Origin of the sequence: Yoonia sp. F2084L (genome assembly GCF_023015625.1) — a bacterium.
GTDB lineage: Bacteria > Pseudomonadota > Alphaproteobacteria > Rhodobacterales > Rhodobacteraceae > Yoonia.
In genome coordinates this window covers 353,543-379,187 of the sequence record NZ_JALKAH010000004.1, presented here as the reverse complement: position 1 = coordinate 379,187, position 25,645 = coordinate 353,543, and the positions used below count along the sequence as shown (strand labels likewise).

Annotated in this window: 25 protein-coding genes, 1 other RNA gene and 1 pseudogene; 12 read left to right on the top strand and 15 right to left on the bottom strand. The window is 56.5% G+C overall.

What is annotated here, in order from left to right:
- Positions 1-12 precede the first annotated feature (12 nt).
- The 3 genes from MWU60_RS13615 to MWU60_RS13605 all read right to left on the bottom strand — a co-directional run bounded on the left by MWU60_RS13615 (position 13) and on the right by MWU60_RS13605 (position 2,849).
- Complete coding sequence (locus tag MWU60_RS13615) at positions 13-504, bottom strand: hypothetical protein (RefSeq protein ID WP_247227914.1); 492 nt, start codon at positions 502-504, stop codon at positions 13-15.
- Positions 505-641: 137 nt separating this feature from the next.
- Complete coding sequence (locus MWU60_RS13610) at positions 642-1,211, bottom strand: porin family protein (protein WP_247227913.1); 570 nt, start codon at positions 1,209-1,211, stop codon at positions 642-644.
- A 159-nt stretch (positions 1,212-1,370) separates the two neighbouring features.
- Positions 1,371-2,849: an NAD-dependent succinate-semialdehyde dehydrogenase gene (locus MWU60_RS13605; protein ID WP_247227912.1), complete on the bottom strand. Its 1,479-nt coding sequence runs from the start codon at positions 2,847-2,849 to the stop codon at positions 1,371-1,373.
- 66 nt (positions 2,850-2,915) lie between these two features.
- Here MWU60_RS13605 and MWU60_RS13600 point away from each other — a divergent pair, with 66 nt between their 5' ends.
- Both MWU60_RS13600 and MWU60_RS13595 read left to right on the top strand, forming a co-directional pair.
- Positions 2,916-3,689: an alpha/beta hydrolase gene (locus tag MWU60_RS13600; protein ID WP_247227911.1), complete on the top strand. Its 774-nt coding sequence runs from the start codon at positions 2,916-2,918 to the stop codon at positions 3,687-3,689.
- A gap of 121 nt (positions 3,690-3,810) precedes the next feature.
- Positions 3,811-4,116 carry a hypothetical protein gene (locus MWU60_RS13595; protein WP_247227910.1) on the top strand — a complete coding sequence of 102 codons (306 nt, stop codon included), beginning with the start codon at positions 3,811-3,813 and terminating at the stop codon, positions 4,114-4,116.
- Positions 4,117-4,186: 70 nt separating this feature from the next.
- Here the strand turns inward: MWU60_RS13595 and MWU60_RS13590 are convergent, their stop codons facing one another.
- Positions 4,187-4,816 (bottom strand): ribonuclease T2, encoded by a 630-nt coding sequence (locus tag MWU60_RS13590; RefSeq protein ID WP_247227909.1) that lies wholly within the window; start codon positions 4,814-4,816, stop codon positions 4,187-4,189.
- A 136-nt stretch (positions 4,817-4,952) separates the two neighbouring features.
- On the opposite strand from MWU60_RS13590, the gene MWU60_RS13585 reads away from it, so the two are divergent.
- Entirely contained in the window at positions 4,953-5,714 is a 762-nt protein-coding gene (locus MWU60_RS13585) for a DUF1013 domain-containing protein (RefSeq protein WP_247227908.1), read from the top strand.
- 52 nt (positions 5,715-5,766) lie between these two features.
- Here the strand turns inward: MWU60_RS13585 and MWU60_RS13580 are convergent, their stop codons facing one another.
- Positions 5,767-6,387, bottom strand: coding sequence for a class I SAM-dependent methyltransferase (locus tag MWU60_RS13580; protein WP_247227907.1), 621 nt, complete (start codon positions 6,385-6,387; stop codon positions 5,767-5,769).
- A gap of 97 nt (positions 6,388-6,484) precedes the next feature.
- On the opposite strand from MWU60_RS13580, the gene MWU60_RS13575 reads away from it, so the two are divergent.
- Positions 6,485-7,399, top strand: a complete 915-nt coding sequence (locus MWU60_RS13575; RefSeq protein ID WP_247227906.1) for a LysR family transcriptional regulator — start codon at positions 6,485-6,487, stop codon at positions 7,397-7,399.
- Here MWU60_RS13575 and recR read toward each other — a convergent pair.
- From recR to MWU60_RS13545, 6 genes and pseudogenes are all read right to left on the bottom strand, one after another.
- A complete protein-coding gene (gene recR, locus MWU60_RS13570) occupies positions 7,396-7,989 on the bottom strand; it encodes a recombination mediator RecR (RefSeq protein WP_247227905.1) in 594 nt (197 codons plus the stop codon). The genes MWU60_RS13575 and recR overlap by 4 nt on opposite strands.
- An 80-nt stretch (positions 7,990-8,069) precedes the next feature.
- Positions 8,070-8,414 (bottom strand): YbaB/EbfC family nucleoid-associated protein, encoded by a 345-nt coding sequence (locus MWU60_RS13565; RefSeq protein WP_247227904.1) that lies wholly within the window; start codon positions 8,412-8,414, stop codon positions 8,070-8,072.
- A gap of 1 nt (position 8,415) precedes the next feature.
- Positions 8,416-8,829 carry a hypothetical protein gene (locus MWU60_RS13560; RefSeq protein ID WP_247227903.1) on the bottom strand — a complete coding sequence of 138 codons (414 nt, stop codon included), beginning with the start codon at positions 8,827-8,829 and terminating at the stop codon, positions 8,416-8,418.
- Positions 8,805-10,556: pseudogene (locus MWU60_RS13555) on the bottom strand (DNA polymerase III subunit gamma/tau); the annotation flags it as partial. The pseudogene MWU60_RS13555 and the gene MWU60_RS13560, both read right to left, overlap by 25 nt.
- Positions 10,557-10,617: 61 nt before the next feature.
- A complete protein-coding gene (locus tag MWU60_RS13550) occupies positions 10,618-10,980 on the bottom strand; it encodes a DUF202 domain-containing protein (RefSeq protein ID WP_247227901.1) in 363 nt (120 codons plus the stop codon).
- 154 nt (positions 10,981-11,134) lie between these two features.
- Positions 11,135-12,826 (bottom strand): tetratricopeptide repeat protein, encoded by a 1,692-nt coding sequence (locus MWU60_RS13545; RefSeq protein ID WP_247227900.1) that lies wholly within the window; start codon positions 12,824-12,826, stop codon positions 11,135-11,137.
- A gap of 92 nt (positions 12,827-12,918) precedes the next feature.
- Between MWU60_RS13545 and MWU60_RS13540 the strand changes: the two genes are divergently transcribed.
- A complete protein-coding gene (locus MWU60_RS13540; protein WP_247227899.1) occupies positions 12,919-13,392 on the top strand; it encodes a protein-tyrosine phosphatase family protein in 474 nt (157 codons plus the stop codon).
- A gap of 30 nt (positions 13,393-13,422) precedes the next feature.
- Here MWU60_RS13540 and rsgA read toward each other — a convergent pair whose 3' ends face one another.
- The 3 genes from rsgA to MWU60_RS13525 all read right to left on the bottom strand — a co-directional run bounded on the left by rsgA (position 13,423) and on the right by MWU60_RS13525 (position 16,628).
- A complete protein-coding gene (gene rsgA / locus MWU60_RS13535) occupies positions 13,423-14,454 on the bottom strand; it encodes a ribosome small subunit-dependent GTPase A (protein WP_247227898.1) in 1,032 nt (343 codons plus the stop codon).
- 180 nt (positions 14,455-14,634) lie between these two features.
- Positions 14,635-14,733: signal recognition particle sRNA small type (gene ffs, locus MWU60_RS13530), an RNA gene on the bottom strand.
- Positions 14,734-14,771: 38 nt separating this feature from the next.
- Positions 14,772-16,628 carry a bifunctional 2',3'-cyclic-nucleotide 2'-phosphodiesterase/3'-nucleotidase gene (locus MWU60_RS13525; protein WP_247227897.1) on the bottom strand — a complete coding sequence of 619 codons (1,857 nt, stop codon included), beginning with the start codon at positions 16,626-16,628 and terminating at the stop codon, positions 14,772-14,774.
- Between the two features lie 90 nt (positions 16,629-16,718).
- Between MWU60_RS13525 and nudC the strand changes: the two genes are divergently transcribed.
- Entirely contained in the window at positions 16,719-17,666 is a 948-nt protein-coding gene (gene nudC, locus MWU60_RS13520) for an NAD(+) diphosphatase (protein WP_247227896.1), read from the top strand.
- A 24-nt stretch (positions 17,667-17,690) separates the two neighbouring features.
- Positions 17,691-18,155, top strand: a complete 465-nt coding sequence (locus tag MWU60_RS13515) for an SRPBCC family protein (protein WP_247227895.1) — start codon at positions 17,691-17,693, stop codon at positions 18,153-18,155.
- Positions 18,156-18,179: 24 nt separating this feature from the next.
- Here MWU60_RS13515 and MWU60_RS13510 read toward each other — a convergent pair whose 3' ends face one another.
- Positions 18,180-19,022, bottom strand: a complete 843-nt coding sequence (locus MWU60_RS13510) for a prephenate dehydratase (protein WP_247227894.1) — start codon at positions 19,020-19,022, stop codon at positions 18,180-18,182.
- Positions 19,023-19,143: 121 nt separating this feature from the next.
- Between MWU60_RS13510 and MWU60_RS13505 the strand changes: the two genes are divergently transcribed.
- The 5 genes from MWU60_RS13505 to MWU60_RS13485 all read left to right on the top strand — a co-directional run bounded on the left by MWU60_RS13505 (position 19,144) and on the right by MWU60_RS13485 (position 25,629).
- Positions 19,144-19,662, top strand: coding sequence for a c-type cytochrome (locus tag MWU60_RS13505; RefSeq protein WP_247227893.1), 519 nt, complete (start codon positions 19,144-19,146; stop codon positions 19,660-19,662).
- 170 nt (positions 19,663-19,832) lie between these two features.
- Positions 19,833-21,749 carry an extracellular solute-binding protein gene (locus MWU60_RS13500; protein WP_247227892.1) on the top strand — a complete coding sequence of 639 codons (1,917 nt, stop codon included), beginning with the start codon at positions 19,833-19,835 and terminating at the stop codon, positions 21,747-21,749.
- A 9-nt stretch (positions 21,750-21,758) separates the two neighbouring features.
- The gene (locus tag MWU60_RS13495; RefSeq protein ID WP_247227891.1) at positions 21,759-22,838 is read left to right on the top strand and encodes a microcin C ABC transporter permease YejB; all 1,080 of its coding nucleotides are present in this window, start codon (positions 21,759-21,761) and stop codon (positions 22,836-22,838) included.
- Entirely contained in the window at positions 22,838-24,034 is a 1,197-nt protein-coding gene (locus MWU60_RS13490) for an ABC transporter permease (RefSeq protein ID WP_247227890.1), read from the top strand. Before MWU60_RS13495 ends, MWU60_RS13490 begins: the two co-directional genes overlap by 1 nt.
- Entirely contained in the window at positions 24,031-25,629 is a 1,599-nt protein-coding gene (locus MWU60_RS13485; RefSeq protein ID WP_247227889.1) for an ABC transporter ATP-binding protein, read from the top strand. Before MWU60_RS13490 ends, MWU60_RS13485 begins: the two co-directional genes overlap by 4 nt.
- Positions 25,630-25,645: the final 16 nt, after the last annotated feature.

Here is a 25,645-nt window from a genome sequence, read left to right as displayed (position 1 = left end):
ACGATTGCGCGGCTATAGCGCTGCGGCTGCGTGCCTTCCAAACGCGCGCGCGAGCGTCTGCCTGTCATTGGGGCCTATCAGCCGCCCAGTGAGGTTTCCCTCACCATCAAAGAACAACAGCGTGCTGTGCCCGGCCCCAAAGCGCGCTGCAAAGGTCAGCCCATCTTCAGATTTGATGTCAGCGACACGGTAGCTAAGATCGTGCTCATCCATCTCCTGCAACGCAGCACGTAACTCGCGTTGCAGCGCGATGCAGGTCTGGCACTGGGTATCATGCACCTGAACAATTGTAGGCGTGCCTTGGCCAATCCCAGACAAGTCGCGTTCCGCCACCGAGGCTTGCACGGTGCGAACGCCCCAAAACCCGGCACCGCCCAGCAGCACAGCACCCCCTGCAATGGTGCCCGCCATCGACATGAAAGACCGGCGGTTCTTTTGCGCGGGTGCACGGGCCGGTTGGCCCTTTGTCTTTGTCGGACGGTTCTTTTTCTTCGATTTTTTCAAGTGTCCGCCTTAATCAACGTTGTCTCTATGGCGATACACCACGTTGGCGGCAGTGCACATCAAAGTGATGTGTTTAGATGTCGATACCGCCTAGGCTATTGCAAAGCCTAGGCGGCCATTGATTAGACCAGGCCCGCTTAGAAGCTGAATACTGCTCCGAGTGACAGTGCTGTCAGATCGACCCCGTCAATGTCTCCGAATGTTGCATCAGCACGGATGGCAGCAGTTGACGTAATCGCGTACTCACCCCCTACGCCGAAGGCAATGCCGGTTTCGTCGTCACTAACCGTCTCACCACCGCCGCTGGCCTCTACCTCAAGGTTCACAAATCCGATACGCCCATGCGCAGAAAACTCGGGGGACAGCGGAAATGATGCTTTGCCGAAAACGCCAAGGGAGGTGAGCCCAACATCAACGCCCGAGATTTCATCCTCTTGAACGGGAAAGCTGAATTCGCCTTCGACTGCGAAAGTTTGGTTGACCTGATAACCTGCGATAGCAGTTAGGTTGGTTGTCTCGATTTCGAGCCCACCATCCTCTGCCTGCATCGATGTCACGGCACCGCCAGCATAGAAACCTTCTGCAGCGACAGAAGTAACAGATGCACAAACCGCAACAGCGGAAACTAGAAAGACATTTTTCATTTGGAATACCTCAATTTTGTTACGAATAAGCACCTGATATTCCTGTCGTTCTAAAATGGTCAATCAGCTTAATACACCGTCGGTGCGATTATGCCTAAGTGTTGCGCTAACATGTCCTGATTGCGCCAGATCGGCTTAAATCAATCTTCAGCTGATCCATCACGTCGTGGCCGTCTGACTGACGACATTGTACCGCGCGACCGATAGGCAACAGGCTCTTTTCTATACTGACGTGCAGATGTATTTCATTTCCAGGTAGTCCTCGATCCCATGGCGGGACCCTTCGCGCCCCAGACCGGATTGCTTGACGCCACCAAAAGGTGCGACTTCTGTCGAAATGATCCCTGTGTTCACGCCGACGATCCCGTATTCCAGCGCTTCGGCGACCTTGGTCACCCGGCTTAGGTCTTTGGCGTAAAAGTATGAGGCTAACCCAAAGATCGTGTCATTGGCTTGCGCGATCACGTCGTCCTCGTCTTCGAACATAAAGAGCGGCGCGAAGGGGCCGAATGTCTCATCTGTGCTGACCAACATGTCCTTGGTGGCTTTCGTCACGATGGTCGGCTCAAAGAATTGCCCGCCAAGATCATGCGGTTTGCCACCGGTCAGGATTTCAGCACCTTTTGAAAGCGCATCCGCAAGGTGGCTTTGCACCTTGTCCACCGCTTTGGGTTCGATCAGCGGACCGAGCGTTGTGCCTGCGGTCATCCCGTCCCCCACGGCGAGCGCTTCGACCGCAGTTTTGAATTTGGCCGCAAAGGCATCATAGACGCCCGATTGCACGTAAATCCGGTTCGCGCAGACGCAGGTTTGGCCGTTGTTGCGGAATTTGCAGGCGATGGCGCCTTCGACTGCCGCATCCAGATCAGCGTCGTCAAACACGATAAAAGGTGCATTGCCGCCCAATTCCATTGAGCATTTCATGACCTGATCAGCCGCTTGCGCCAGCAGGATGCGCCCCACTTGGGTTGAGCCCGTGAACGTCAATTTGCGCACGGTCTCATTTTCGCAGAACTCTTTGCCCATCGCCGAGGCGTCTGAGGACGTGACGACAGAGAACAGCCCCTTGGGCACGCCCGCCTCTTCGGCGAGCTTTGCCATCGCGAGGGCGGAAAGTGGTGTCAGCTCTGAGGGCTTGATCACAAAGGCGCAGCCAGCCGCGAAGGCCGGAGCGACTTTGCGCGCGATCATCGCGTTGGGGAAATTCCACGGCGTGATCCCGGCAGCAACCCCGATGGGCTGCTTGATCACGGTGATGCGCTTGTCGGCCATATGGCCGGGGATCGTCTCGCCATAGATGCGTTTGGCCTCTTCTGCGAACCACTCCACAAAGGACGCGCCATAGGCGATTTCACCGCGCGCTTCGACCAGTGGTTTGCCTTGTTCGGCGGTCATGATGATGGCAAGGTCTTCTTGGTTGGCCATCATCAGGTCGAACCATTTGCGCAGCACGTTGGCGCGCTCTTTGGCGGCGCGGGCTGCCCATGGCTTTTGCGCAGCTTTGGCGGCGGCAATAGCGTCTGCCACTTCCGCACGGGACAGATCAGGCACATGGGCAATCACATCGCCGCGCGCGGGGTTGGTCACGTCAAAAGTTTTGCCGCTGGCAGCTTGCACCCAGTCACCTGCCAAGAACGCGGCCTCGCAGACCAGATCGGGACGCGACAGCATGGATTTGAGGTTTGTGGTTTCATCAAGCATAGTGGCCTCCCTTTGGTTTGCGCGCTATCTGACCTATGCGGGGGAGTGCCGTAAAGGGGGGACATCATGGAATTAGACGATGCTTATGCAAATGCGGCCTATATTCCGGGCGCGGATGCCTATCCGGATAAATGGGCGGCGGCTGCCGCTGCGTTCCGGACCGAGACTTTGTGCGAAACTGAACTGGTTTACGGCGAAAGCCCGCGCCAGCGTCTTGACCTGTTTCATCCAGCCCGACTTGCCAAAGGTTTGGTGGTCTTCGTGCATGGCGGTTATTGGTTGCGCTTCGATAAATCGTTCTGGTCACATTTGGCGGCAGGGCCTTTGGCGCATGGCTGGGCTGTTGCGATGCCGTCCTATGATTTGTGTCCCGACGTGCGCATTACAGAGATCGGCAATCAGGTGGCGGCTGCGATCGCGCTGGCCGCCGACCGGGTGCCGGGGCCCGTGCGTCTGACGGGCCATTCCGCAGGTGGGCAGTTGGTGGCGCGCATGACGGTCCGCCGCTTTGGGGCGCGCTGGCAGGATCGGCTGGAAAAGGTCGTGCCGATTTCCCCCGTAGCTGATTTGGCCCCCTTGATGCGCACATCCATGAATGCGGACCTGAAGCTGGACGCAGCCGAGGCACAGGCCGAAAGTCCCATTCATCTGCCCACGCGCAGAGTGCCTGTCACCGTCTGGGTCGGCGCAGAGGAACGGCCAGTTTTTCTTGAGCAGGCAATGGGACTGGCGACTGCATGGCAGTGCGATCATATGGTTGAGCGCGCGCATCACCATTTCAGCGTTGTCGAAGGGCTGGCCAATCCAGAAAGCGCATTGACCCACGCGGTTGTTGGGTAGCCCGCTGTCGTCAGACTAGCCTTTGGACAGGTATCGGACGTGTAGACCTATACCAAATCTCAACATATGGTGTTTCCAATGGTAAAAAGCGCGAATCGCGCACTATGGGATGGTATCGAAGATGGGTTTTACACGCTGTTTAATTTTAGGTCTTGCGGCGACAGCACTTGTGGCTTGTGAGCGGGTCGGCGACGACACAGGCGTTACTGATGGCGGCATTGATGGTGGTTTCTTGCGCGATGGCGTGGCGAACGTTTGGATCGACCCTGATGGCTGCCAGCATTGGTATATTGATGACGGCTTAGAGGGCTTTATGACGCCGCGTCTGAACCGTGATGGTACACCAAAGTGTCAGGACACCCGCGGTCAGATTACGCTGAAGGATGGCAGTACGATGGCGTCTGAACCCGAGCCGACGAATTCCTGACGCCCAGCACACGTCAGTGTCGTAAGGTATTGAAGAGGCACCGGTTTTCCGGCGCCTTTTCTTTTTGCGCCTAGCGCATTGGATTAAACTGCGCGTTACTCATACTACAATCGCGGATGACATCACGTCCGCAATCGCGTAACTCCAGATCGCGGGTCATACAGATGCGCGCCTCTTGGATATAGCCGGATTTGCAGGTGATGGTGATCTGATCCGCCTTAAGATCGGGGTTTTCACGCAGAAAGGCGTCTTCGATCAACGTGGCGGGCAAAGTCACTTGTCGGGTCAAATCGCGCAGCACTTGAGGACGGGTGATGCTGCCATATGCCTCGCGTGACAAAGCATAATAGTCATCAGAGGATAGCCCTGAACACACCCCATGTTTGCGCCATTGATGCCACGCCAAACCAGAGGTTCCCATGATGTCGGCCATGGCAGCGGTATCGCTGCGGCTGGGCGATCGCTCGTTCGTGACACAGTTTGCGGGATAGCCGCGCTCGTACTGTGGCCACAGACCATGCAAAATCCAGCCGAAATCCGCCGAAGGATCGCATTGCGGTGAATTGCGCGCGTCCCCTTCCAGCGCGCACCAATTCGCAGACCACGAAAGTGACATCACGTAGTAGTCGAACGCGCCTGCGCGGTCTTGGGCGGCAGCGGGTCCGGCCAGCAGGCAAAGTAGCGTGAATAAGCGGCGCATTTTGATCTTTCCAATTTTCGTCCACACCACTATATACACCCCAAGTTCCCCGACAATGCGAACCCGGCTGCTACCACAGTCTGCCCAACTTAAGGGCGCGGGAAAGGCTTGTCTGCTGATATGATGGAGATGAAAGATGTCCGATAAACCGATTATGGCCAAAGCGACCGCTGTTTGGCTTTGTGATAACACCACACTGACATTCAAGCAGATCGCTGAGTTCTGTGGCTTTCACGAGCTGGAAGTGCAAGGCATCGCGGATGGTGATGTCGCGGCTGGCGTGAAGGGTTTTGACCCGATTGCCAATAACCAGCTGACGCAAGAAGAAATCGACAAGGCCGAGGCTGACCCGAAACATAAGCTGAAGCTGAAGTTTTACGCTGCTGCGGCTGGCGAAGAAAAGCGGCGTGGCCCGCGGTATACGCCGCTGTCCAAGCGTCAGGACCGCCCGGCGTCGATCTATTGGTTGGTCAAGTTCCATCCCGAGCTGACAGACGGCCAGATTTCCAAACTTGTCGGCACGACCAAGCCAACAATTCAGGCGATCCGCGACCGGACCCACTGGAACATCAACAACATCGAACCGATTGATCCGGTTGCCTTGGGCCTGTGCAAGCAGTCTGAGCTGGACGCAGCCGTGCAAAAAGCCAATGCTAAGAAGGCCAAAGAGGGCGAGGTCATGTCAGATGATGAACGCCGCAAGCTGGTCAGCACCGAGCAGTCACTGGGCATGCCCGCAGAGCCGAAGATGCCGGCTGCGATGGCCGGTCTTGAAACGTTCAGCCTGTCGGATCCGCGTGATGCAGAGAACGAAGACGACGCAACAGATGATCGTGACGTCTCGGATGCGGACAGCTTCTTTAACCTGCCAGATGATGATGACGACAGCAAAGACTGATCTTTTTGATAATACCACAGCAAAGAGCGCCCCATGTGGGCGCTCTTTTCGTTTAGGCGGGCCTGCGCGCAACCACGAAGCGGGCGTATTTGTTTTTGCCAAAGTACCCTGCCTCAATCACCTCAAAACCGGTACGTTTGAACGCGCGTTCAAGCTCGCCTGCGCTAAAGATCAGAACATCCGGGGCTTTGCCAAACAGCTTCATCACTTTCACCATGACACGAATGAACCGGTTCATGTCGCGCAGGCAGGCGGTCTTTGAAATGACATAGCCACCGGGTTTGAGCTGTTCGCGCAAGTGCATCAGCGTTTCGGGCAGATCATCCACAAGGTGCAGGATACTGAAGGCGCAGATCGCATCAAACGGAGCGTCGGCAAGTGGTTTCATCACCTCTGCTTGGAGAAAGGTCACATTCGTGATGCCTTGGTCGGCCTGTTTGCCTTCTGCAATCGCCAGCATTTTGGCCGATACATCCGTGGCTGCGATCCGGCCAACCGAATCGGAAAGCGTCAGGGCCGTTGTACCGGTCCCGCACCCGATCTCTAACAGATGATCATCGGCGCGCAGGTAATGCCGCGCGCGATCAAGTGTTGCCTCATAGGCCGGGATATCCTTGATAGGCGAGGCTGCATATTTCTTTGCTGCCTTATCCCAAAATGTCGCGTTAGCCATGCTGCCTGCCTATCTGTCATCATTCTGATCCGCAGACTAACCATACGCATCTCACATATAAATTGCCAAAATATGATGTTTAGACATACATAAATGCATGAATTGGCAAGCTGTGTCTTTCGATTGGAATCAGGTCAGAGCGTTTTTGGCGACCGCTGAAGAGGGATCGCTGAGTGCTGCGGCTCGCGCGTTGGGCTCTACACAGCCGACACTGGGTCGTCAGGTCAGCGCGCTTGAGGCCGATCTTGGGGTGACATTGTTTGAACGCGCGGGGCGATCATTGGTGATCACCACGGCCGGTCAGGATCTGCTTGAGCATGTGCAAGCGATGGGCGACGCCGCAAGCCGCATTTCGATGGTGGCATCGGGGCAAAGTGAGGATGTCGCGGGGCATGTGTCGGTCACGGCGAGTGATTTGCTGGCAGCGGGGTTTTTACCGCCGGTGTTGAAAAAACTGCGCGAGGACGCGCCCGGCATTATCGTCGATATCGTTGCCTCAAATCGCATTGAAAACCTGACGCGCCGTGATGCCGACATCGCGATCCGTCATGTTCGTCCTGACCAACCTGACCTGATTGCCCGTCAACTGACCGATGCGACGGCGGGGTATTACGCCGCCACTGAATACCTTGATCGCTATGGGCGCCCCCAGACCGCGACAGATTTAAAAAACCATGTGTTTGTTGGCCCACGCGATACGACGCAAATGCTTGAATTTCTCTCTCTGCGCGGGATTGATCTGTCGCCCGCACAGTTCAAGGCGAATTCAGACAGCGGTGTGGTGATGTGGGAATTGATGCGGGCCGGGTTGGGGATTGTCGTGGGTCCAACGGGGCTTTGGCCCGAAACCAAAGGGGTCGAACGGGTGATGACACATGCGGACCCCATCGCATTTCCGGTTTGGCTTGCCACACATCGCGAATTGCGCACCAGCCGGCGGATCAGGGTCGTGTTTGATGCTTTGGCAGAGGCCTTTACCGGTTCAGGTCACGCCACCTTGGATGATGATTAAAGTGCCTTGCGGGCGTTCAGCGCCGCGGTGATCGTGCCGTCGTCGAGGTAGTCCAATTCACCACCGACAGGCACACCTTGGGCCAGCGATGTGACCGTGATCCCGGGCAATTGATCGGCGATGTAATGCGCGGTGGTTTGTCCGTCAATTGTCGCACCAAGCGCGAGGATGACCTCGGTGATGTTTTCGGTTTTGATCCGGTCGATCAGCTTGGGGATGCGCAATTCGTCCGGGCCAATGGCATCAAGTGCAGATAATGTGCCGCCCAGCACGTGGTAGCGGCCTTTGAAAACCTGCGCCCGCTCCATCGCCCAAAGGTCAGCGACGTCCTCGACGACGGCAATCTGACCCGTTGCGCGTTTGTCAGCGCTGCAAATGTCGCAAATGTCGGTGGTGCAAACATTCCCGCAGTTCAGGCACTCGCGCACAGTCGCACCAACCCGTTGCATCACGTCAGCAAGCGGTAACAGCACCAGCGATCGTTTCTTGATCAGATGTAACACCGCCCTCCGGGCCGAGCGGGGCCCGAGTCCCGGCAGCTTGGCCATCAGTGCGATCAGATTGTCGAGGTCTTCTGTGCCGTTTGTCATCTTGCTCACATCAGGGCGAACAAATTTCGAGAAATTTGTTCTGCCGCCAAAAGAATTTTCGTCGAAAATTCTTTGCTGCTTCAAAAAGGCAGGTTCATGCCCGGTGGCAGACCCAATCCTTCGGTCATTTTGCTCATTTCTTCTTGTGCACGCGCGGTCGCTTTGCCTTGCGCGTCTTTGATCGCCGCCAGGATCAGGTCCTCAACCACTTCCTTATCGTCGCCGTTGAAGATGGAGGGGTCGATATCAAGACCCTTCAGTTCGCCTTTCGCCGTTGCGGTCGCCTTGACCAGACCCGCACCGCTGACACCTTCGACCATGATCGTTTCAAGGTCTTCCTGCATCTGGGCCATTTTGCCCTGCATTTCCTGCGCCTGCTTCATCATCTTGGCCATATCGCCAAGTCCGCCCAGCCCTTTAAGCATATTACTGATCTCCCGATTTATTGCCCCGTTTCAAGGGTGCTGTGTAGAGCACTACACCGATACATACCGCCGCAGCAACGACTATGAAAAGCGCGGGGTTCCCGATGCACCCTTCGTTGATTGCACTGGTTCTGATCGGATTTGTGCCCGCCCAGTCAATCACCAGATAGGTTGAAAGGCTCCATCCGACAACAACGATCAAACCGCCCCATTCACTGCGAAATCGGATGACGAGCGCTGTGACGACGATCAGGAGCAAGACGACGGGCGTTTGCATCAGGATCAGAAATTCGCCCAGCGCGGTGACAGGTAAGCCGTCCCAGCTTGGGCGTTCTTGGCTGCATACTTCTGCAAATGCGCTGGTCGGAGACAGCAATGCCGCGCCCCAGATCAGTCTTCGTCGAATGGGTCCCATTCATCATCCACTTCGGGCAGCGCATCTTCCAATGCGTCTTGCTCTTTTTCGGCCTCGGTCCTGATTTCGGTGATCTTAGCCTTGGGAAATGCAGCAATGACGGCCTTCACCAATGGGTGGTCTTGCGCCTGTTGCATCAGCGCATTTTCAGCGGCGTCGCGTGTTTCGGCAATGGTCGGGCCGCCACCATCTGCCACGCTGATGGCCCAGCGATTGCCGGTCCAGGCTTGCAACCGCGCGCCCAAACGTCCGACAAGATCACGGGCGGCGTCGGACGTGGGGTTCACTTCGATCCGGCCGGGCTGATAGCTGACAAGGCGCAGACCAGTTTCGACCTCGACCAACAGTTTCACATCGCGATGTGTGCGGATCAGTTCAACGACGTCCTCGAACCGCGCATAGTGTTGCAGCGCGTCGGTTTGCAAAGCCACGGCAGTCTGCGCCCCCGAGGCCGATGGCCCGCTTGGCCCGGAATGTGTGGGTGCCGGCGTATTACTGATCGCTGCCGTGTTGCCGCCTTGCGGCGCAGGTCTTCCTCCAGACGGGCCACTTGGTGGTGGTGTCGTGTCTTGCAGCTTGCGCACCAGCTCCTCTGGGCTGGGCAAGTCAGCGACATGCGTGAGCCGGATGACAGCCATTTCGGCGGCCATCATCGCGTTGGGGGCCATCGCCACCTCTTCCAGCGCTTTCAGCAGCATTTGCCACATCCGCGACATGACCCGCATCGGCAGATCAGCGGCCATTGCTTGCCCGCGTGTGCGTTCGTCTGGTCCGATCGTGGGGTCTTCGGCGGCTTCTGGGGTGATCTTGATGACGCTGATCCAGTGGCATACCTCGGCCAGATCACGCAGCACCGCCATCGGGTCAGCGCCATCAGCGTATTGGCCTGAAAGTTCGGTCAACGCAGCAGCGGCTTCGCCGCGCAGGATCATGTCAAAGAGATCCAGCACACGACCGCGGTCGGCCAGGCCAAGCATGGCGCGGACCTGATCGGCGGTGGTTTCGCCGGCGCCGTGGCTGATCGCCTGATCAAGCAGCGATTGCGCATCGCGCGCAGAGCCTTCGGCAGCGCGGGTGATCAGGGCGAGGGCTTCATCCGTAATCTCGGCCCCTTCGGCGGTCGCGATCTTGCGCAATAGGGCGATCTGGGTTTCCGGCTCGATCCGGCGCAGGTCAAAGCGCTGGCAGCGCGAGAGCACTGTGACAGGAACCTGTCGGATTTCGGTGGTCGCAAAGATGAATTTCACATGCTCTGGCGGTTCTTCCAGCGTCTTCAAGAGCGCATTGAAGGCGTTCTTGGACAGCATGTGTACTTCGTCGATGATGTAGATTTTGAACCGGGCGGAAGCGGCGCGGTAATGCACTGAATCGATGATTTCGCGGATATCCCCGACACCGGTGCGCGAGGCAGCATCCATTTCCATGACATCGACATGGCGCCCTTCCATGATCGCCACACAGTGTTCGCATTGCCCGCATGGTTCGGTCGTTGGGCCGCCTTTCCCGTCAGGTCCGATGCAGTTCATGCCCTTGGCAATGATCCGTGCCGTCGTCGTTTTGCCGGTACCGCGGATGCCGGTCATGATAAACGCCTGTGCGATCCGGTCGGCCGCAAACGCGTTTTTCAGCGTGCGCACCATCGCGTCCTGACCAACCATATCGGCAAAGGTTTCAGGCCGGTATTTGCGGGCGAGCACTTGGTATTGCGGCTGATCGGTCATGGCGGCCTTTGGATAGGATTCGGACGTTTCGTCAGACTAGGGGCAGTGGCCTCAGAGGTCTACCACATCACAGCGACCAAAGAATGATGCCGGTGGCGACAGATGCAAAAGTCATGATGCTTGCAAGCAAAGTGTAGTTGCGGGCTGGTGTGGCCTCGATGTCGCGCTCACTGAGCCGGGCAAAGGTTTTGCAGGCTTGGTGACGCGCCGACCAGAAAATGGCGATTGCGACTATAAGAAAGATGCTTGCCACCAGTTTTGCGGCCCATGTCGGTTCAAACGCGCCAAAGACAGCTTTGAGCCCGATGGCCACGGCGATTGCGCCTAACCCGGTCCCCATCCAGCTTGAAAAAGTGCGTTCATTGGCCATGATCGTACGATCTTCGGCCCAGTCGGTTCTTCTTTGTGCTTGTTCATCGTCATCCGCCATACCCAAGACAATAGCAGAGCATTTGCGCAAGACGAGTGCTTGCGGGATTTTTGTGCTGCTGTGTTGGCAGCGTTTTGGTACGCACAAAGCATGGCTGTGGCCCTAACGCTGGTCATGTCAAAGGCTTGTGCGATCCGGTTGATGTTAAACCCGTTCAGCAGGTGGGGTCGTTGGCGCAGCGGCGCACAGCATCCCTGGTCGTCATGTCATATGTACCGTCGATTGCGCCGCTGTAGTGGCCTGCGTCTTGCATTTTCTGTTGAAACCCCCGGATCAGAGGCGCACCGCCAATGCTGAGCGCTGTTTCAAAATCGGTTGTAGCCTCCTGCCCGCGCCGCAGGGATTGAAACAGTGCACCGCGCAGCAAATGGGCGTTGGCGCGCGCATCGTTATCACTGCTGAGGTCCGTCGCACCCGCTTCGATCAATCTGATGGCCGCGCTGTAGCTTTCTAAGGCTTCGTCCGGACGACCGAGCCGTTCCAAGGCCTCGCCCCGCGCGGTCCAGTGGCTGCTGTCATCACCGTCATAGGCAATCATAAGATCAATGGCTTCAAGCGCACCGAGCCAGTTGTTGCGTCCGATATTCACGGCGACACGTGCTTGCAATGCGGTCGCATAAAGCGAGGCCAAGACGCCAACGTCGCCGTCAAGAATTGCGGCTTCGTCGTGTTTGCCATCCTCCATCAGCGCTTGGGCCTGCGCGGCAATCTCGTTGATCGCGTCATCATATGCGCCCGGATCTCGCGTCAGCCATTCGAGGTCCGCAAGAGCAAGGTCAAATTGCTGTGCGGTCAGATGGATGGCGGAGCGCGCGAAGATCAATGCTTGCGGGTGCTCTGTAGCGTCAATCACAAGATTGATGTCATTTATGGCACCGATAAATTTACCCTCACCCATCTGTCCAATGGCGCGTAGATAGAGCAGATCTTTATCTGACGGCGCGTTGATCAACCCGGCGTCCGCAAAGGCAGTCAGCTGCGCGGGCTGTCCACGAAGCCAGCCTTGTATACTTTCCATGAGCCGCTTCATTTCGCGCTGTGCCGGGCGATATGTCGGGTCTTTTTCAATCGCGGTTTGAAGATCGGTCAGCGCTTGGCTGTAATTCTGTCGCCGCACATTCAGCCAGCCGCGTTGATACCAAGGCCACATGGCGCCGGGGTCGGTTCCGATGACGTGACCGATGTCAGCCAAGGCCCCCCCATTATCGTTGAGTTGCCTTTTGACCCATGATCTTTCACGCCATAGCGACATGACCGATGGATGCAACGCAATGGCGCGATCAAGGACGGCAAGTGCGGCTGCGTCATCATTCGTGTCTTGCAGCAGATCTGCTTGTTCTCGCAAGAGCCATCTGTCGTCAGGGTCAATCGCTGCCGCTGCCTGTAGATCAGCTTCAGCCAGCGCAAATGCGTCGGTTTCGCGATACACGTGCGCGCGCATTGTAAGGCCCGAGATTTCCCGCCCGCCTGCCGCAATGTAGTCACTGTAATCGGCAATGGCGCCTGCGTTGTCGTCTAAATACTGGTGCCGGAGCCACGCGCGGTCATAGAAAGCTCGGGTCTTTTGCGGGTAGAGACGGATTGTTTCACCATAAAAACGGACCGCTTGATCCCAGTTCCGATTTGCTTTGTGCAGGCGGCCTAAGCGAAATGCGACCAGCCCCCGTTCGGTGTCCGTCAACTGTTCCGCCTCGTAGGCCTCCATGCAGGTGTCCATCGCGCCATCACTTGCGGTCGTCGAAAGACATTGTCTGGCCAACCGGTCGAGTCCATTTGCCTGCGCTAAGGCAAAAACTGCAGCGGCAGCGACGAGAGCGAGCACAGAGAACAGACGTAATTTGGTCATGGAAATCCTTTGAAATTATTGTCGTTATTTAGGTCTGGTTCTATTACTTTGCAATGTATCCCAGCCCTCGCTGACCCCCAAAGGACGCTTGTTTGCCAGAGTTCATCATTCATAGTCTGCCAGTCGCTTGTGGTGATCTTGCGATCACGCCAATGCCGGGACGCACCCGGCACTATTATACGGATTGGCTGCGCCTGATGGCATGGCGCCCCAATCTGGTTTTGACGATGACGACGCAGGCAGAGTTGGACCGCAAAGGTTCAGGCAGCTTGGGGGCTGATTTGGCAAATGAAGGGATTGGCTGGTTGCATCTCCCGGTCCCTGACTATGGTGTGCCAGATGATTTGAATTGGCCGCAGGTGCGCGATCAGGCACTTGGCGTGCTGGGGGAGGGTGGCCGCGTCTTGGTCCACTGTTTTGGTGGATGCGGGCGATCTGGTATGATGGTTCTGCGTCTGATGATAGCAGCGGGCGAGGCGCCGGATGCGGCTTTGGCGCGTTTGCGGGCCGTGCGGCCCTGTGCAGTGGAAACAGATGAACAGATGCGCTGGGCATGCGAGGGGTAAGGTGGATCACGATCCACCTTACATGCCGCGCTACCTGTCTTTTTTCTTGACCGCCGAACGATACATTTTGCCTAGCTTGCGATTGCGGTCGCGCGCTTGCGCAATCGTCTGCGTGGCATGCTGGTTTTCGCGTTTGAGCTTTTTGAACCGTCTGAGCCTGTCCGGATCGACATCGCCGCTCGTAATCCCGGCTTGCACGGCGCACCCCGGTTCGGTCTCATGCTCGCAATCGCGGAACTTGCAGGTCTCGGCCAGTTCCGAAATCTCTGGGAATGTCGCATCAATCCCAAACGCAACTTCTGCAACACCCAGCCCACGCATGCCTGGCGTGTCGATCAGCCACCCACCGGTGCCCATCCGGTGCAGTGATCGCCCGGTTGTCGTATGTCGCCCGCGTGCATCGTCTTCGCGGATGGCTTGCGTCGCCGCATCCCCGCCCGTGAGCGCGTTAGCGACCGTCGTCTTGCCAACCCCTGAGGACCCCGCAAGCGCTACGGTTTGTCCTTTGCCGCACCACGGTAAGAGAAGCTCCGGCACATCATCGTTTTTGGCGTCTAATGCGATGACTTCAAGATCACGGCCCAACACGCGCGCTTGGTCCACATAACTATCAGGGTCGTCCGTCTGATCCGCCTTCGTCAGCAGGACGACCGGTGTGATCATCGCGTCATGGGCCAGTGCCAGGTAGCGTTCCAAGCGTGCAGGGTTAAAGTCGTTGTTGCACGATGAGGTGATAAACAGCGTATCAAGGTTTGCCGCGATCAGTTGCTTTTCACCAGTGTGATATTCGGTCCCGCGCGTCAGTTCCGTCTGTCGGTCCAGCACCCGGATCAACCTGCGCTGTTCCGGCGCGCACAGCACCCAATCGCCGACACCAACCGCAGCGGTCGTGATGCCCGGATCGAGGGTAAGCTCTAGCGTGCCGATTTCTGAAAAGCCCACAACCCGGTCGCGGTGGACCGTGGCGATGCGGGCAGGGGTAAGGGTTTCCAACTCTTCAAGGTCAAGCTGGGACATATAGTAAGGCGACCAACCAAGGGCGTCGCGTGTCAATTCTGTCAATGATCTGTCCTCGTCAAAGGCGTATGTTGCGCTGGGTGCCTGAGGCAATCAGCGGGAACCGGACGAGGGAGCGGAAATAGCTTCAGCGCACCCGGACCGGGAGGGCGTTTGTTGCGACAATCATGAACATCCTCCTTTGCTGGATGTGTTTCGTGTTCTTCACTTTGCGCAACAAAGTGAAGGTGAGAGGCTGGACATCGACCCAAGCGGGGCTCGTTGTGGCTGCTTCCTTCCGGACCTGACCAGGTTGGCGAGGCGCTCGCCCGCGCCAACCTCTCAACGTTGATATAGGCCGAGTTCGGACGGTTCGCAAGACATCAGAGCGTGATCCGATAGGTTTCAAGACCTTGTTTGCCGGGGCCGATATGGCTGATCGGTGCGTTCAGGTGATGGCGCCCATCTAGCGCGCGCTCGAATACAGCGCTTGTTTGCGGGATCGGTTTGAAGCCCCAATGCGGCTCAACCGGCTCTTTGACGACACCAAGCGCGCCCAGATAGTTGATCAATATCGCGCGCAGGTTCAACTCAGACGTTGCGATAATGTCTTCGGGCGCGATCATCGGGAAACGCCCACCGCCCCTTGCACGAAAGCTGTTGGCTGCAACAATGAAGATATCGTCGTCCTCAATCAGATTGCCGTGGTGCCGAAGTTCCACAATACGCGCGCCACTTTCGGTTTTGTCCCGACCACTTGTATCAAACCGCGCCGGTTGGCTTAGATCAATCTGATAGGTCAGCCCAAAGATTGCATCGTTGTTGTAGCCTGCGCTAAGCCGATCAATCAGCGGCTGCGCTTGCAGACCCGGCTGCAGTTGATTGTAGTGGGTCGCTGATCGTTCCAGCCACAGTCTGATTTGCCGTCCCGTCCGCCGCACCGCACACATCCGATCCGCAAATGGAAAAATCGCCGCCGCATCGCGGAGCGTGATCTGGCCTTTTGGCACATCAATGTAGTGCCCCAAGCCACTGCGCCCTCCGAAGCGGTAGGATGACGTTGCCGCCAAAACAGGATGCTCAGGCAGGTCTATGTCCGTCAGCATCGTGACCACCGCATCTTGCATCGCGCGCGCGAGCAGTTGCTGGCTAAGGTCGGGCTGAATGGTCGCGAAATAGCTGACAATGTGGATATCGGTCTGCGCGATGGGGCGCTGAATTTCTGCCGTTGTCGCCGCATGCGGTGCCGACACGAGAGCACGCAGGTTGTGGCGCAAGGGGCTTTCGGTGCCTTGGGGTGCCTGCGCAGACGCAAGCCGGGCGTTGTGGCCCGTGATCTGCCATGTGTCTGCGTCCCAGCGCAGCGTCAGGTCGATCACGCCAAGCGATTTGCCGCAGAATTCCGCCATAATAGCGGGTTTTCCATGCAGTGTGCCGTTGGCATAGTCGATCTCGGACGTATTGCTGGTCGTTGTATTAGGAAAGGCCTCATGGGTGTGACCGGTCAAGACCACATCAATACCGTCAATTGCAGCCAGCGGCAGGGCTGCGTTTTCCATGCGCGGGGTATGCTCTGCGGCACCGATGCCCGCGTGGCAAAGTGCGACGATTACATCTGCGCCAGCATCGCGGATTTGCGGGATGACCCGCGCGGCGGCGGCGATGATATCGCTGACGTGAAAGTCGCCGCCTACGTGATCATCATCCCAGTCGCTGCCTTGCGGCGGCGCAAATCCAGTGATGCCAATTCTGATCGTCCGGCTTTCGCCGTCGTCACATATGATCTGTCGTTCAAGGATGGCAAACGGACTGGTGATCAATTCGCCTGAGACGTCAGTGACATTGGCGCTGACAACCGGGAACTGCGCGCCTTTCAAGGCGACCTGAAGGAAATCCAACCCATAGTCAAATTCATGATTACCAAGGGTCATTGCATCATACCCCAGCATATTCAAAGCGGCGATCATGGGATGCGGGACGCCGGGTTTGAGGGTTTGCGCAAGATGATCTGCCAGTGGGTTACCCTGCAAAAGATCGCCGTTATCGCAAAGCAGCGTGGTAATGTTCGGGTCGCCCGACAAAGCGCTGATTTTGTCGGCCAATCCAATCAGTCCGATCCTTGGATCGGTTCGATTGGAAAAATAGTCATAGTCCAAAAGCTGCATATGCAGATCTGTTGTCTGCAACAGACGCAACTGCCCAGTCGGCGCGTTTGGAAGAGGGGAAATTCGATTTTTCATCACGCAACCTTAACGGGCATTTTTGGCACCTACCACAGCTAACTGTCAGAAAAAATTGCACTTGTGCAGGGTCCATGTCATCCCGGCGGAATGAAAATTGCAGAGACAGTGACATTTGGTGGTTCCGGCCTTGATCGCGCCGCAGAGCTGCGCGGCAAGGCGGATGAGCTTAGGACGCAGAGCGACAGCGTTGCGCTTTTATTCTGGCGCGGTAAGCCTATGATTTTGAATGATGTTCTGGTGCGGATCGCATTGGATCATCCTGTGATGGTTGACGCTGCCGAGGCGTTGATACTTTTGGGCCGTGAAAACGGCTGCCCGGTCTTTGCGGCTGATCTTTCGGCATGGATGCCAGAAGATTTGGACGCCGAGACGCTGGACACATTTCTTGATCCCTCAGAACAGTGCCATCCTGCCGTGCCAGATGCCGTTTTTGCAGAACTGCGTGCGATCATGACCCGGCTTAGCCCGCGCGATGCCGAGCTTGCCGCGACGGCCAAGGCCGTCATGGGCTGGCATCAGACGCACCGGTTTTGCGCCCGTTGCGGGGCGGAAAGCACACTGGCAATGGGTGGGTGGCAGCGCGATTGTGCGGCCTGCGGTGGGCATCACTTCCCCCGGACAGACCCTGTCGTAATCATGCTGATCACGCATGGCAATGCGGTGCTTGTCGGACGCTCACCCGGCTGGCCCGAAGGAATGTATTCTCTGTTGGCCGGCTTCGTGGAGCCCGGCGAAACGATTGAGGCCGCCGTGCGTCGCGAGGTGTTCGAAGAGGCAGGTGTGCGGGTGGGGGCGGTGTCGTATCTGGCAAGCCAGCCTTGGCCTTTCCCTGCGTCATTGATGTTTGGCTGCGCGGGTAAGGCATTGAACACCGATTTGACCATTGATCCGGTTGAGATTGAAGATGCAATCTGGGTCACCCGAGAAGAGATGGCAGATGCCTTTGCTGGCACGCACCCAACGATCCTACCGGCTCGCAAAGGTGCCATTGCGCATTTCTTGCTTGAGGCTTGGTTGTCAGATCGGCTTGACTAAGGGCAGAATTAAGGACCGACGCAGATGAAGCTGAGTACACGCGAAGATATCGAAGCCCCGATTGCCTATGTTTACGAGCGGGTGAGTGACTTTGCAGCGTTTGAACGGCGCGCGTTGCGACAGGGTGCGCAGGTTAGTTGCCGGACCGAAGGCGCGCCGGTGGTTGGTACGATCTGGGATATCGCGTTCGAATTTCGGGGACGATCGCGCAAGGTGCAGGCAGAACTTACCAAACGAGAGGCCGAGCAAGCCTTAGAGATTGAAAGCCAGTCCGACGGCCTGATCGCAGTGACACAGGTTGACCTTGTGGCGCTTTCCGCAACAAGGACGCGGGTCCTGGTGTCGTTTGACATGAAAGCAAAAACGCTGACGGCGCGCTTATTGTTGCAGTCGCTGAAGCTGGCGAAGGCGAAAATGACGAAGCGCTTTAAATCGCGCGTACTCGACTATGCCGAAAGCGTTGAGGATGATTATCGACGCGGGCAGTAGACCCTTGGGTCCTGACCCTCGCCATCACTCTTTTTCGTGCCGCCGTGCTGCGGCAGGATAAACGCCCATGATATGCAGATGATCGGTGAAGTATCCCAGCTCTTCCAACGCAAGCTTGACGTTGGCATCGTCAGGGTGTCCTTCGATTTCGGCGTAGAACTGTGTGGCTGTGAACGCACCACCAACCATATAGCTTTCCAGCTTGGTCATGTTCACGCTGTTGGTCGCGAAACCACCCATTGCCTTGTACAAGGCCGCAGGAATGTTGCGCACCCGGAAAACAAAGCTTGTCACCATGCCCAATGAACCGCGGCGGGCGTAGTCAGGCTCGCGCGCCATGATCAAAAAACGTGTGGTGTTGCGGGCGTGGTCTTCGATATGGCGCGCCAATACCTTGAGGCCGTAGATATCTGCGGCCAGCTCGGACGCGAGGGCGGCGATGCTTGGATCATCGCCTGCGGCAACTTCGCGGGCGGCGCGGGCATTGTCGGAACTGGTGCGCCCGGTGATCCCCTTTTCGCGCAGAAACGCACCGCATTGCGGCAGGATCACAGGGTGACCGTGGGCCTCTTTGATGTCCGGCAGGGCGGCACCCGGTTTGCCCAGCAGGTTGATGTGCACCCGCACGAAGGTTTCATCAACGATATGTAAACCGCTTTCGGGCAAAAGCGAGTGGACATCGGCCACGCGACCGTAGGTCGAATTCTCAACGGCGATCATGCCAAGCGCGGCGGTACCGCTGCGTACGGCATCAATTGCGGCGTCAAAAGTGCTGCACGGGAGGGGAGCAAACTCTGGGCGCGCGGTCACGCATGCTTCGTGCCCGTAGGCACCCAATTCACCTTGAAAAGCGATTTTCTGCGACATCAATGTGACCTCCGTGTCATCACCCTGCGAAAATAGGCGTTTGGTCGCGGCAGTATACCTTGCAACCACGTGTTGGAAGCGGATAGATAACCACAAAACTTTGAACTGGATGGAACGCGACATGTTCGACACAATGACAATGACCAAAGTGATTGGTGGTCTTTGCAGTACTTTTCTTATTTTTCTGCTTGGTGCTTGGCTTGCTGAAGAGATTTACCACTCTGGTGGACACGGAAAACATCATGAACAGGCTTATGTGATTGAAGTCGAAGGTGCTGAGGGCGAAGCAGAAGAAGTAGTCGAAGAAGTGCCGTTCTCTGTCGTGTTTGCGTCTGCCAGCGCGACAGACGGTGAAGGCCTGTGGCGCGGGTGCCGGTCCTGCCACGCACTTGAATCAGGCCAGCACGGCACAGGCCCTGCGCTTTATGGCATCGTGAACCGCCCTGTGCAGTTTTATGATGATTTCAGCTATTCAGGTGCATTGATTGAGGCGGCAGAGGTCTGGACCCCTGAAGAGCTAAACGCATTCCTTGAAAACCCACGTGGTTACGCGCCCGGTACCGCGATGAGCTATAACGGCATGCGTGATGTTGAAGATCGTGCGAACCTGATTGCCTATCTTGCCACGATTGGCGGGTAAGTCTTAGCGCCATCAAAAAAGACCAAGGGCCGTCCAGTTGGGCGGCCTTTTTTCGTGAATTGTTACAGTGAACTCACCGTACGTTCACGCAAACTCAACTTGAAAGTTTGCCAAACTGCCCATTTAGTTCATGTAAGCAGTATAAGAATTTTTTCAATCCGGAGACCAGAATGCTAAATCGCCCCAGTGCCCATGCCATCGCAGTCAAGCGGGACATGAGGACCAGCCTGTTCAAACAATGGGCTATGGGAGCTTTGATTGGTTTTGGCGCGCTTTGGGCGGGGTCAGAGGTATTCGCGGAGAGCCATGAGGTGATCATCGAAAGCCATGGTTTTAACGAATATGGCGATTTGAAGTATGGGCCGGATTTTAAGCATTTGGACTATGTGAACCCTGATGCGCCCATTGGCGGCGAGATCAGTATCGCGACCACTGGTACTTTCGATAGCATGAACCCTTATGCAACCCTGTCAGGTACGCCAGCCGCGCTGTCATCGTCGGTTTGGGAAACGATCCTCACCACGACAAGTGATGAGGTTGGATCAGTGTATTGCTTGCTCTGCGAAACCATGGCCTATCCTGAAGACAAGTCTTGGGTTATCTTTAACTTCCGGGAAGGTGTGCGATTTTCAGATGGCACGCCGATGACCGCTGAAGATGTGAAATTCACAATCGAGCTATTTTTGGAGCAGGGCACGCCGTCGGCTGCGGGATCAATTCGCTTGCTGGTCAAGGATATCGAAGTGCTCGAAGGCAACGCTATCAGGGTCACTTTTAACGAAGATGCGCCAATCCGTGGCCGCATTTCGCAGATGGGCATCTTTCCTGTGATGTCGAAAGCATGGTTCGAGGAAACTGGTTCCCGCTTGGATGAATCGTCACTGGAGGTGTCGCCTGGAACGGCCGAGTATGTCTTGGGCTCGATGGATGTTGGACGCTCGGTTACTTATACGCGCAACCCCGACTATTGGGGACAAGATTTGCCCATCAACGTTGGCCGCGGCAATTACGACAGTATCCGCATCGAATACTTTGCGGATTCATCTGCCGGGTTTGAGGCGTTTAAGGCGGGTGAGTTTACGTTTCGCCGTGAAAGCAGCTCAATCAACTGGGCCACATCCTATGACTTTACCGCCATCGACAACGGCTGGGTTGTCCGTGAAGAGCTTGATGACGGAACATTGCCGGGGGCCACGGGTTTCATATTCAACATGAACCGCGCGAAATTCGCTGACCGTCGTGTGCGACGTGCGCTTGGCCTTGTTTATAACTTCACTTGGACCAATGAGAATTTGCAGTACGGTCTCTTTCAACAGCGCGAAAGCTTCTGGGAAAATGATCGTTTGAAAGCGGTTGGACTCCCTGAAGGACGGGAACTGGAAATACTTGAGTCGCTCCGAGACAAGTTGCCCGAAGAGATTTTCACACAAGAAGCCTTTGTGCCTCACACCTCAGGTGATCGGCCAATTGATCGGCGCAATCTACGCAGTGCGCTGGTCCTGATGGAAGGGGCAGGTTGGACCACGGGGGACGATGGCCTGTTGCGCGATGCAGATGGGAACACCTTGGACGTTGAGTTTTTGGAAACCCGGCAGGCCTTTGATCGGATCATCAACCCTTACATTGAAAACCTGAAGCGACTGGGCGTCAACGTGACCTACAATCGCGTCGATCCTTCGCAGTATCAGGCGCGTCGACAGGCCAAGGACTATGACATGATTTTTGGCACCTACACCACTGGTCTGCTTGAGGGTCGGGGGTTCTCTCAGCGGTTTGGTTGTGAGAATACCAATGATATCTTTAATCCAGGCGCTTACTGTTCAGAGGCGATTGAAGTCATAGGTGATCTGCTGCCTGAGGCCGAAAGCTATGAAGAGATGGCAGCGTTGATCAAAGCGGCAGATCGGATCATGCGCTATGACTATTTCGTCGTGCCAGTCTGGTATCTCGGCAAGCACTGGGTTGCCCGCTATGACTTCTATGAGTACCCTGAAAACCTGCCAGAGTTCGGCCTTGGCCACCTTGATTACTGGTGGGTCAATCAGGATAAATACAACGATCTTGTCGCCGCAGGCGCGTTTCAGTAAGCGACGCAGATGGGCGCTTATATCCTTAGACGTTTGCTGCTGGTGATCCCCACATTGTTGGGGATCATGATCATCAACTTTTCCCTGACACAGTTTGTCCCGGGCGGTCCGATTGAACAGATCCTTGCCAATCTGGAAGGGCAGGGCGATGTGTTTGAAGGCATTTCCGGTGGCGGCGGCGATGCGGACGTCGGCCAGAATTCGGACAGTGACTATATCGGTGGCCGTGGCCTGCCGCCTGAGTTTATCGCAGAGCTTGAGCGCGAGTTTGGCTTTGATAAACCCCCTCTTGAGCGGTTCCTGAACATGATGTGGAATTATGTGCGCTTTGACTTCGGTGAAAGCTATTTCCGGTCGATCAGCGTGCTTGATCTTGTGATCGAAAAGATGCCGGTTTCGATCACACTTGGGCTTTGGTCGACCTTGATCGCCTACATGATCTCGATTCCGCTGGGCATCAAAAAGGCTGTAAAAGATGGCACGCCATTCGATACATGGACCTCAGGCGCGATTATCATAGGCTATGCGATCCCCGGGTTTCTGTTTGCAATCCTGTTGATAGTCCTGTTCGCAGGTGGATCCTATTTCCGTATCTTCCCGCTGCGCGGTCTAACATCGAGCAACTTTGAGGACCTGTCGATGATTGGCAAAGTGCTGGACTACTTCTGGCACATCACACTGCCGGTTCTGGCTTCGACTATTGCTGCGTTCGCCACCCTGACCTTGCTGACCAAGAACAGCTTTCTGGATGAGATCAAAAAGCAATATGTGATCACCGCCCGCGCCAAGGGCCTGTCAGAGCGCCGGGTGCTTTACGGCCATGTGTTCCGAAACGCGATGCTGATCGTGATCTCGGGCTTTCCCGCGCTTTTCATCGGGGTGTTCTTTGGCGGGTCGCTGATTATCGAAACGCTGTTCTCTCTCGATGGGCTGGGGCGTTTGGGGTTTGAGGCGGTCGTCGCACGCGATTATCCGGTCGTGTTTGGCACTTTGTTCGCCTTTTCGTTGATTGGCCTGATCGTTGGGATTTTGACGGATATCACCTACGTCTTCATTGATCCTCGGATTGATTTTGAGGCGCGGAACTGATGGCAAAGCGTCCTTTCTTGTCCCCGCTCAATCAGCGCCGTTTGCGCAATTTTCGCCGCAATCGGCGGGCCTATTGGTCGCTGATCATCTTTGGCGTGCTGTTTGGTCTATCGCTGTTTGCAGAGTTTATTGCCAACGACAAGCCAATCGCGGTCAGCTTCCGTGGCGAAATCAAGATGCCGATCTTCAGCTTCTATTCCGAACGTGACTTTGGCGGCGATTTCCCGACCGAAGCTGGCTATGGCGAACCAGAAGTGGATTGTCTGATTGTCACCGGCGGGCTGGAAGAGTGTTTCGATACCCCCCAAGAACTGATCGCCGCCGTTGATGCCGGTGAAACGTTGGACGGGGATTTTCAAGCGGGCTGGATGATTTGGCCGATTATTCCGTATTCCTACAACACCATTGTGGATGTGGGCGGGGTGGCCCCGTCAGCGCCAAGCTCTGAGAACTGGTTGGGCACTGATGATACCAAACGCGATGTGCTGGCGCGCGTGATTTACGGATTTCGATTATCCATCGTATTTGCGCTGACGGTCACTGTCGCGGCCTCGGTCGTGGGGATCGTCGCTGGCGCCGTTCAAGGGTACTTCGGTGGGTGGACTGACCTCATTTTCCAGCGTGTCATTGAGATATGGACAAGCACACCGGCGATCTACGTCATCATCATTCTGTTCGCGATATTGGGGCGAAGTTACTGGCTCCTTGTGTTCCTGACAGTGCTGTTCGGCTGGCCCGCCTTGGTCGGGGTGGTCCGGGCTGAATTCCTGCGGGCGCGCAATCTGGAATATGTCCGCGCCGCCAAAGCGCTGGGCGTGCGCGACCGGGTGATCATGTTCCGTCATATGTTGCCGAACGCGATGGTTGCGACCTTGACGATGTTGCCGTTCCTTGTGACCGGCGCGATCGGTGGTTTGGCTTCATTGGACTTCCTCGGCTTTGGTTTGCCGTCTTCAGCTCCGTCCTTGGGTGAGATGACGTTGCAGGCAAAACAGAACCTGCAAGCGCCGTGGCTTGGCTTTACGGCCTTCTTTACCTTCGCGATTATGTTGTCGCTCTTGGTCTTCATATTTGAAGGGGTCCGCGATGCCTTTGATCCGCGCAAGACCTTCGTGGCGGACGGCGATGTGGTCACGGACGACATGGTTTTTGCGGTTGAGACCGAGGTAAAGGCAACCGGGACGGAGGGACGATGAGTAACGCAGTTCTTGATGTCCAAAACCTGCGCGTGGCGTTCCGGCAGGATGGTGACACAACCCATGCCGTCAAAGGTGTGTCGTTTCAGGTGGCTAAAGGTGAGACGGTCGCGATTGTAGGTGAAAGCGGGTCAGGTAAATCGGTCACTGCCCTTTCGACCGTGCAGTTGCTGGGTGACAGTGCCGTGATGGCCGGCTCCATCAAATACGGCGGTGAAGAAATGGTCGGTGCAGACGAACGTGCCCTGCGCCGTGTGCGTGGCAACGACATCAGCTTTATCTTTCAAGAGCCGATGACATCACTGAACCCGCTGCATACGCTGGAAAAACAACTGGCCGAAAGTATCGAACTGCATCAAGGTCTGCGTGGTGCCGCGGTCCGCGTGCGGATCATTGAGCTGCTTGAGCGCGTGGGCATTCGTGATGCCGAAAGCCGCCTTGGGGCCTATCCTCACCAGCTATCGGGTGGGCAGCGCCAGCGCGTGATGATCGCGATGGCATTGGCGAATGGCCCCGACTTGTTGATCGCGGATGAACCGACAACAGCGCTTGATGTGACGATCCAAGCGCAGATCCTGGATCTGTTGGCGGATCTAAAACGTGACGAAGGCATGTCGATGCTGTTCATCACCCATGACCTGACCATCGTGCGCAAGATCGCCGACCGTGTTTGCGTCATGAAAGATGGCGTGATTGTTGAAACCGGACCAACGGCCACGATTTTTGAAAGCCCACAACACCCCTATACCCAAATGCTGCTTGCTGCTGAATCAAGCGGCGTGCCTGCACCCGTGCAACCAAGCGCGCCTGTTGTTTTGGAAACGGACAGTGCGCGGATCTGGTTCCCCATCCATCGTGGCCTGTTGAAACGGACCGTGGGCCACATCAAGGCCGTGAATGAGGCGACCCTGACGATACGCGCGGGCGAAACGCTGGGTGTTGTCGGCGAAAGTGGTTCGGGCAAGACGACGCTGGCGCTGGCTGTGATGCGGTTGATCCGGTCCGAGGGGCGGATTGCCTTTCAAGGGGCCGATATTCAGCACCTCAGCCAACGTCAGATGCGCCCTTTGCGCAGCGACATGCAGATCGTGTTTCAGGACCCTTACGGATCACTGAGCCCGCGGATGACAGTGGCTGAGATCATTGCCGAAGGGCTGGGTGTGCATGGGGTCGAACCCGGCCGCGACCGCCGCGATATGGTGGGCGAGATCATGGGCGAGGTGGGTCTTGATCCATCATTGATGGACCGTTACCCGCATGAATTTTCTGGCGGGCAACGGCAACGGATTGCGATCGCACGGGCGATGATCCTGCGTCCAAAACTGCTGATCCTTGATGAGCCGACCTCCGCGCTCGATATGACCGTGCAAGTGCAAATCGTGCATCTTTTGCGCGAGCTGCAACAAAAATACGGGCTGGCCTATCTGTTCATCAGTCACGACCTGAAAGTTGTGCGCGCGTTGTCGCATAAGGTGATGGTGATGAAGCAGGGCGATGTGGTCGAGGCGGGAGATGCTGATGCGATCTTTGATGCACCACAGACGGAATACACCCGCGCACTGATGGCAGCGGCGTTTGAGGGCAAGGTGGCGTAGACACCTGCGGTGCGTC

Bases quoted from the DNA above. Each gene is read 5' to 3' on its own strand.
- MWU60_RS13605 (WP_247227912.1), bottom strand. From the start codon at position 2,849: ATGCTTGATGAAACCACAAACCTCAAATCCATGCTGTCGCGTCCCGAT.
- MWU60_RS13600 (WP_247227911.1), top strand. From the start codon at position 2,916: ATGGAATTAGACGATGCTTATGCAAATGCGGCCTATATTCCGGGCGCG.
- MWU60_RS13595 (WP_247227910.1), top strand. From the start codon at position 3,811: ATGGGTTTTACACGCTGTTTAATTTTAGGTCTTGCGGCGACAGCACTT.
- MWU60_RS13590 (WP_247227909.1), bottom strand. From the start codon at position 4,816: ATGCGCCGCTTATTCACGCTACTTTGCCTGCTGGCCGGACCCGCTGCC.
- MWU60_RS13585 (WP_247227908.1), top strand. From the start codon at position 4,953: ATGTCCGATAAACCGATTATGGCCAAAGCGACCGCTGTTTGGCTTTGT.
- MWU60_RS13580 (WP_247227907.1), bottom strand. From the start codon at position 6,387: ATGGCTAACGCGACATTTTGGGATAAGGCAGCAAAGAAATATGCAGCC.
- MWU60_RS13575 (WP_247227906.1), top strand. From the start codon at position 6,485: ATGAATTGGCAAGCTGTGTCTTTCGATTGGAATCAGGTCAGAGCGTTT.
- recR (WP_247227905.1), bottom strand. From the start codon at position 7,989: ATGACAAACGGCACAGAAGACCTCGACAATCTGATCGCACTGATGGCC.
- MWU60_RS13565 (WP_247227904.1), bottom strand. From the start codon at position 8,414: ATGCTTAAAGGGCTGGGCGGACTTGGCGATATGGCCAAGATGATGAAG.
- MWU60_RS13560 (WP_247227903.1), bottom strand. From the start codon at position 8,829: ATGGGACCCATTCGACGAAGACTGATCTGGGGCGCGGCATTGCTGTCT.
- MWU60_RS13550 (WP_247227901.1), bottom strand. From the start codon at position 10,980: ATGGCGGATGACGATGAACAAGCACAAAGAAGAACCGACTGGGCCGAA.
- MWU60_RS13545 (WP_247227900.1), bottom strand. From the start codon at position 12,826: ATGACCAAATTACGTCTGTTCTCTGTGCTCGCTCTCGTCGCTGCCGCT.
- MWU60_RS13525 (WP_247227897.1), bottom strand. From the start codon at position 16,628: ATGAAAAATCGAATTTCCCCTCTTCCAAACGCGCCGACTGGGCAGTTG.
- nudC (WP_247227896.1), top strand. From the start codon at position 16,719: ATGAAAATTGCAGAGACAGTGACATTTGGTGGTTCCGGCCTTGATCGC.
- MWU60_RS13515 (WP_247227895.1), top strand. From the start codon at position 17,691: ATGAAGCTGAGTACACGCGAAGATATCGAAGCCCCGATTGCCTATGTT.
- MWU60_RS13510 (WP_247227894.1), bottom strand. From the start codon at position 19,022: ATGTCGCAGAAAATCGCTTTTCAAGGTGAATTGGGTGCCTACGGGCAC.
- MWU60_RS13505 (WP_247227893.1), top strand. From the start codon at position 19,144: ATGTTCGACACAATGACAATGACCAAAGTGATTGGTGGTCTTTGCAGT.
- MWU60_RS13500 (WP_247227892.1), top strand. From the start codon at position 19,833: ATGCTAAATCGCCCCAGTGCCCATGCCATCGCAGTCAAGCGGGACATG.
- MWU60_RS13495 (WP_247227891.1), top strand. From the start codon at position 21,759: ATGGGCGCTTATATCCTTAGACGTTTGCTGCTGGTGATCCCCACATTG.
- MWU60_RS13490 (WP_247227890.1), top strand. From the start codon at position 22,838: ATGGCAAAGCGTCCTTTCTTGTCCCCGCTCAATCAGCGCCGTTTGCGC.
- MWU60_RS13485 (WP_247227889.1), top strand. From the start codon at position 24,031: ATGAGTAACGCAGTTCTTGATGTCCAAAACCTGCGCGTGGCGTTCCGG.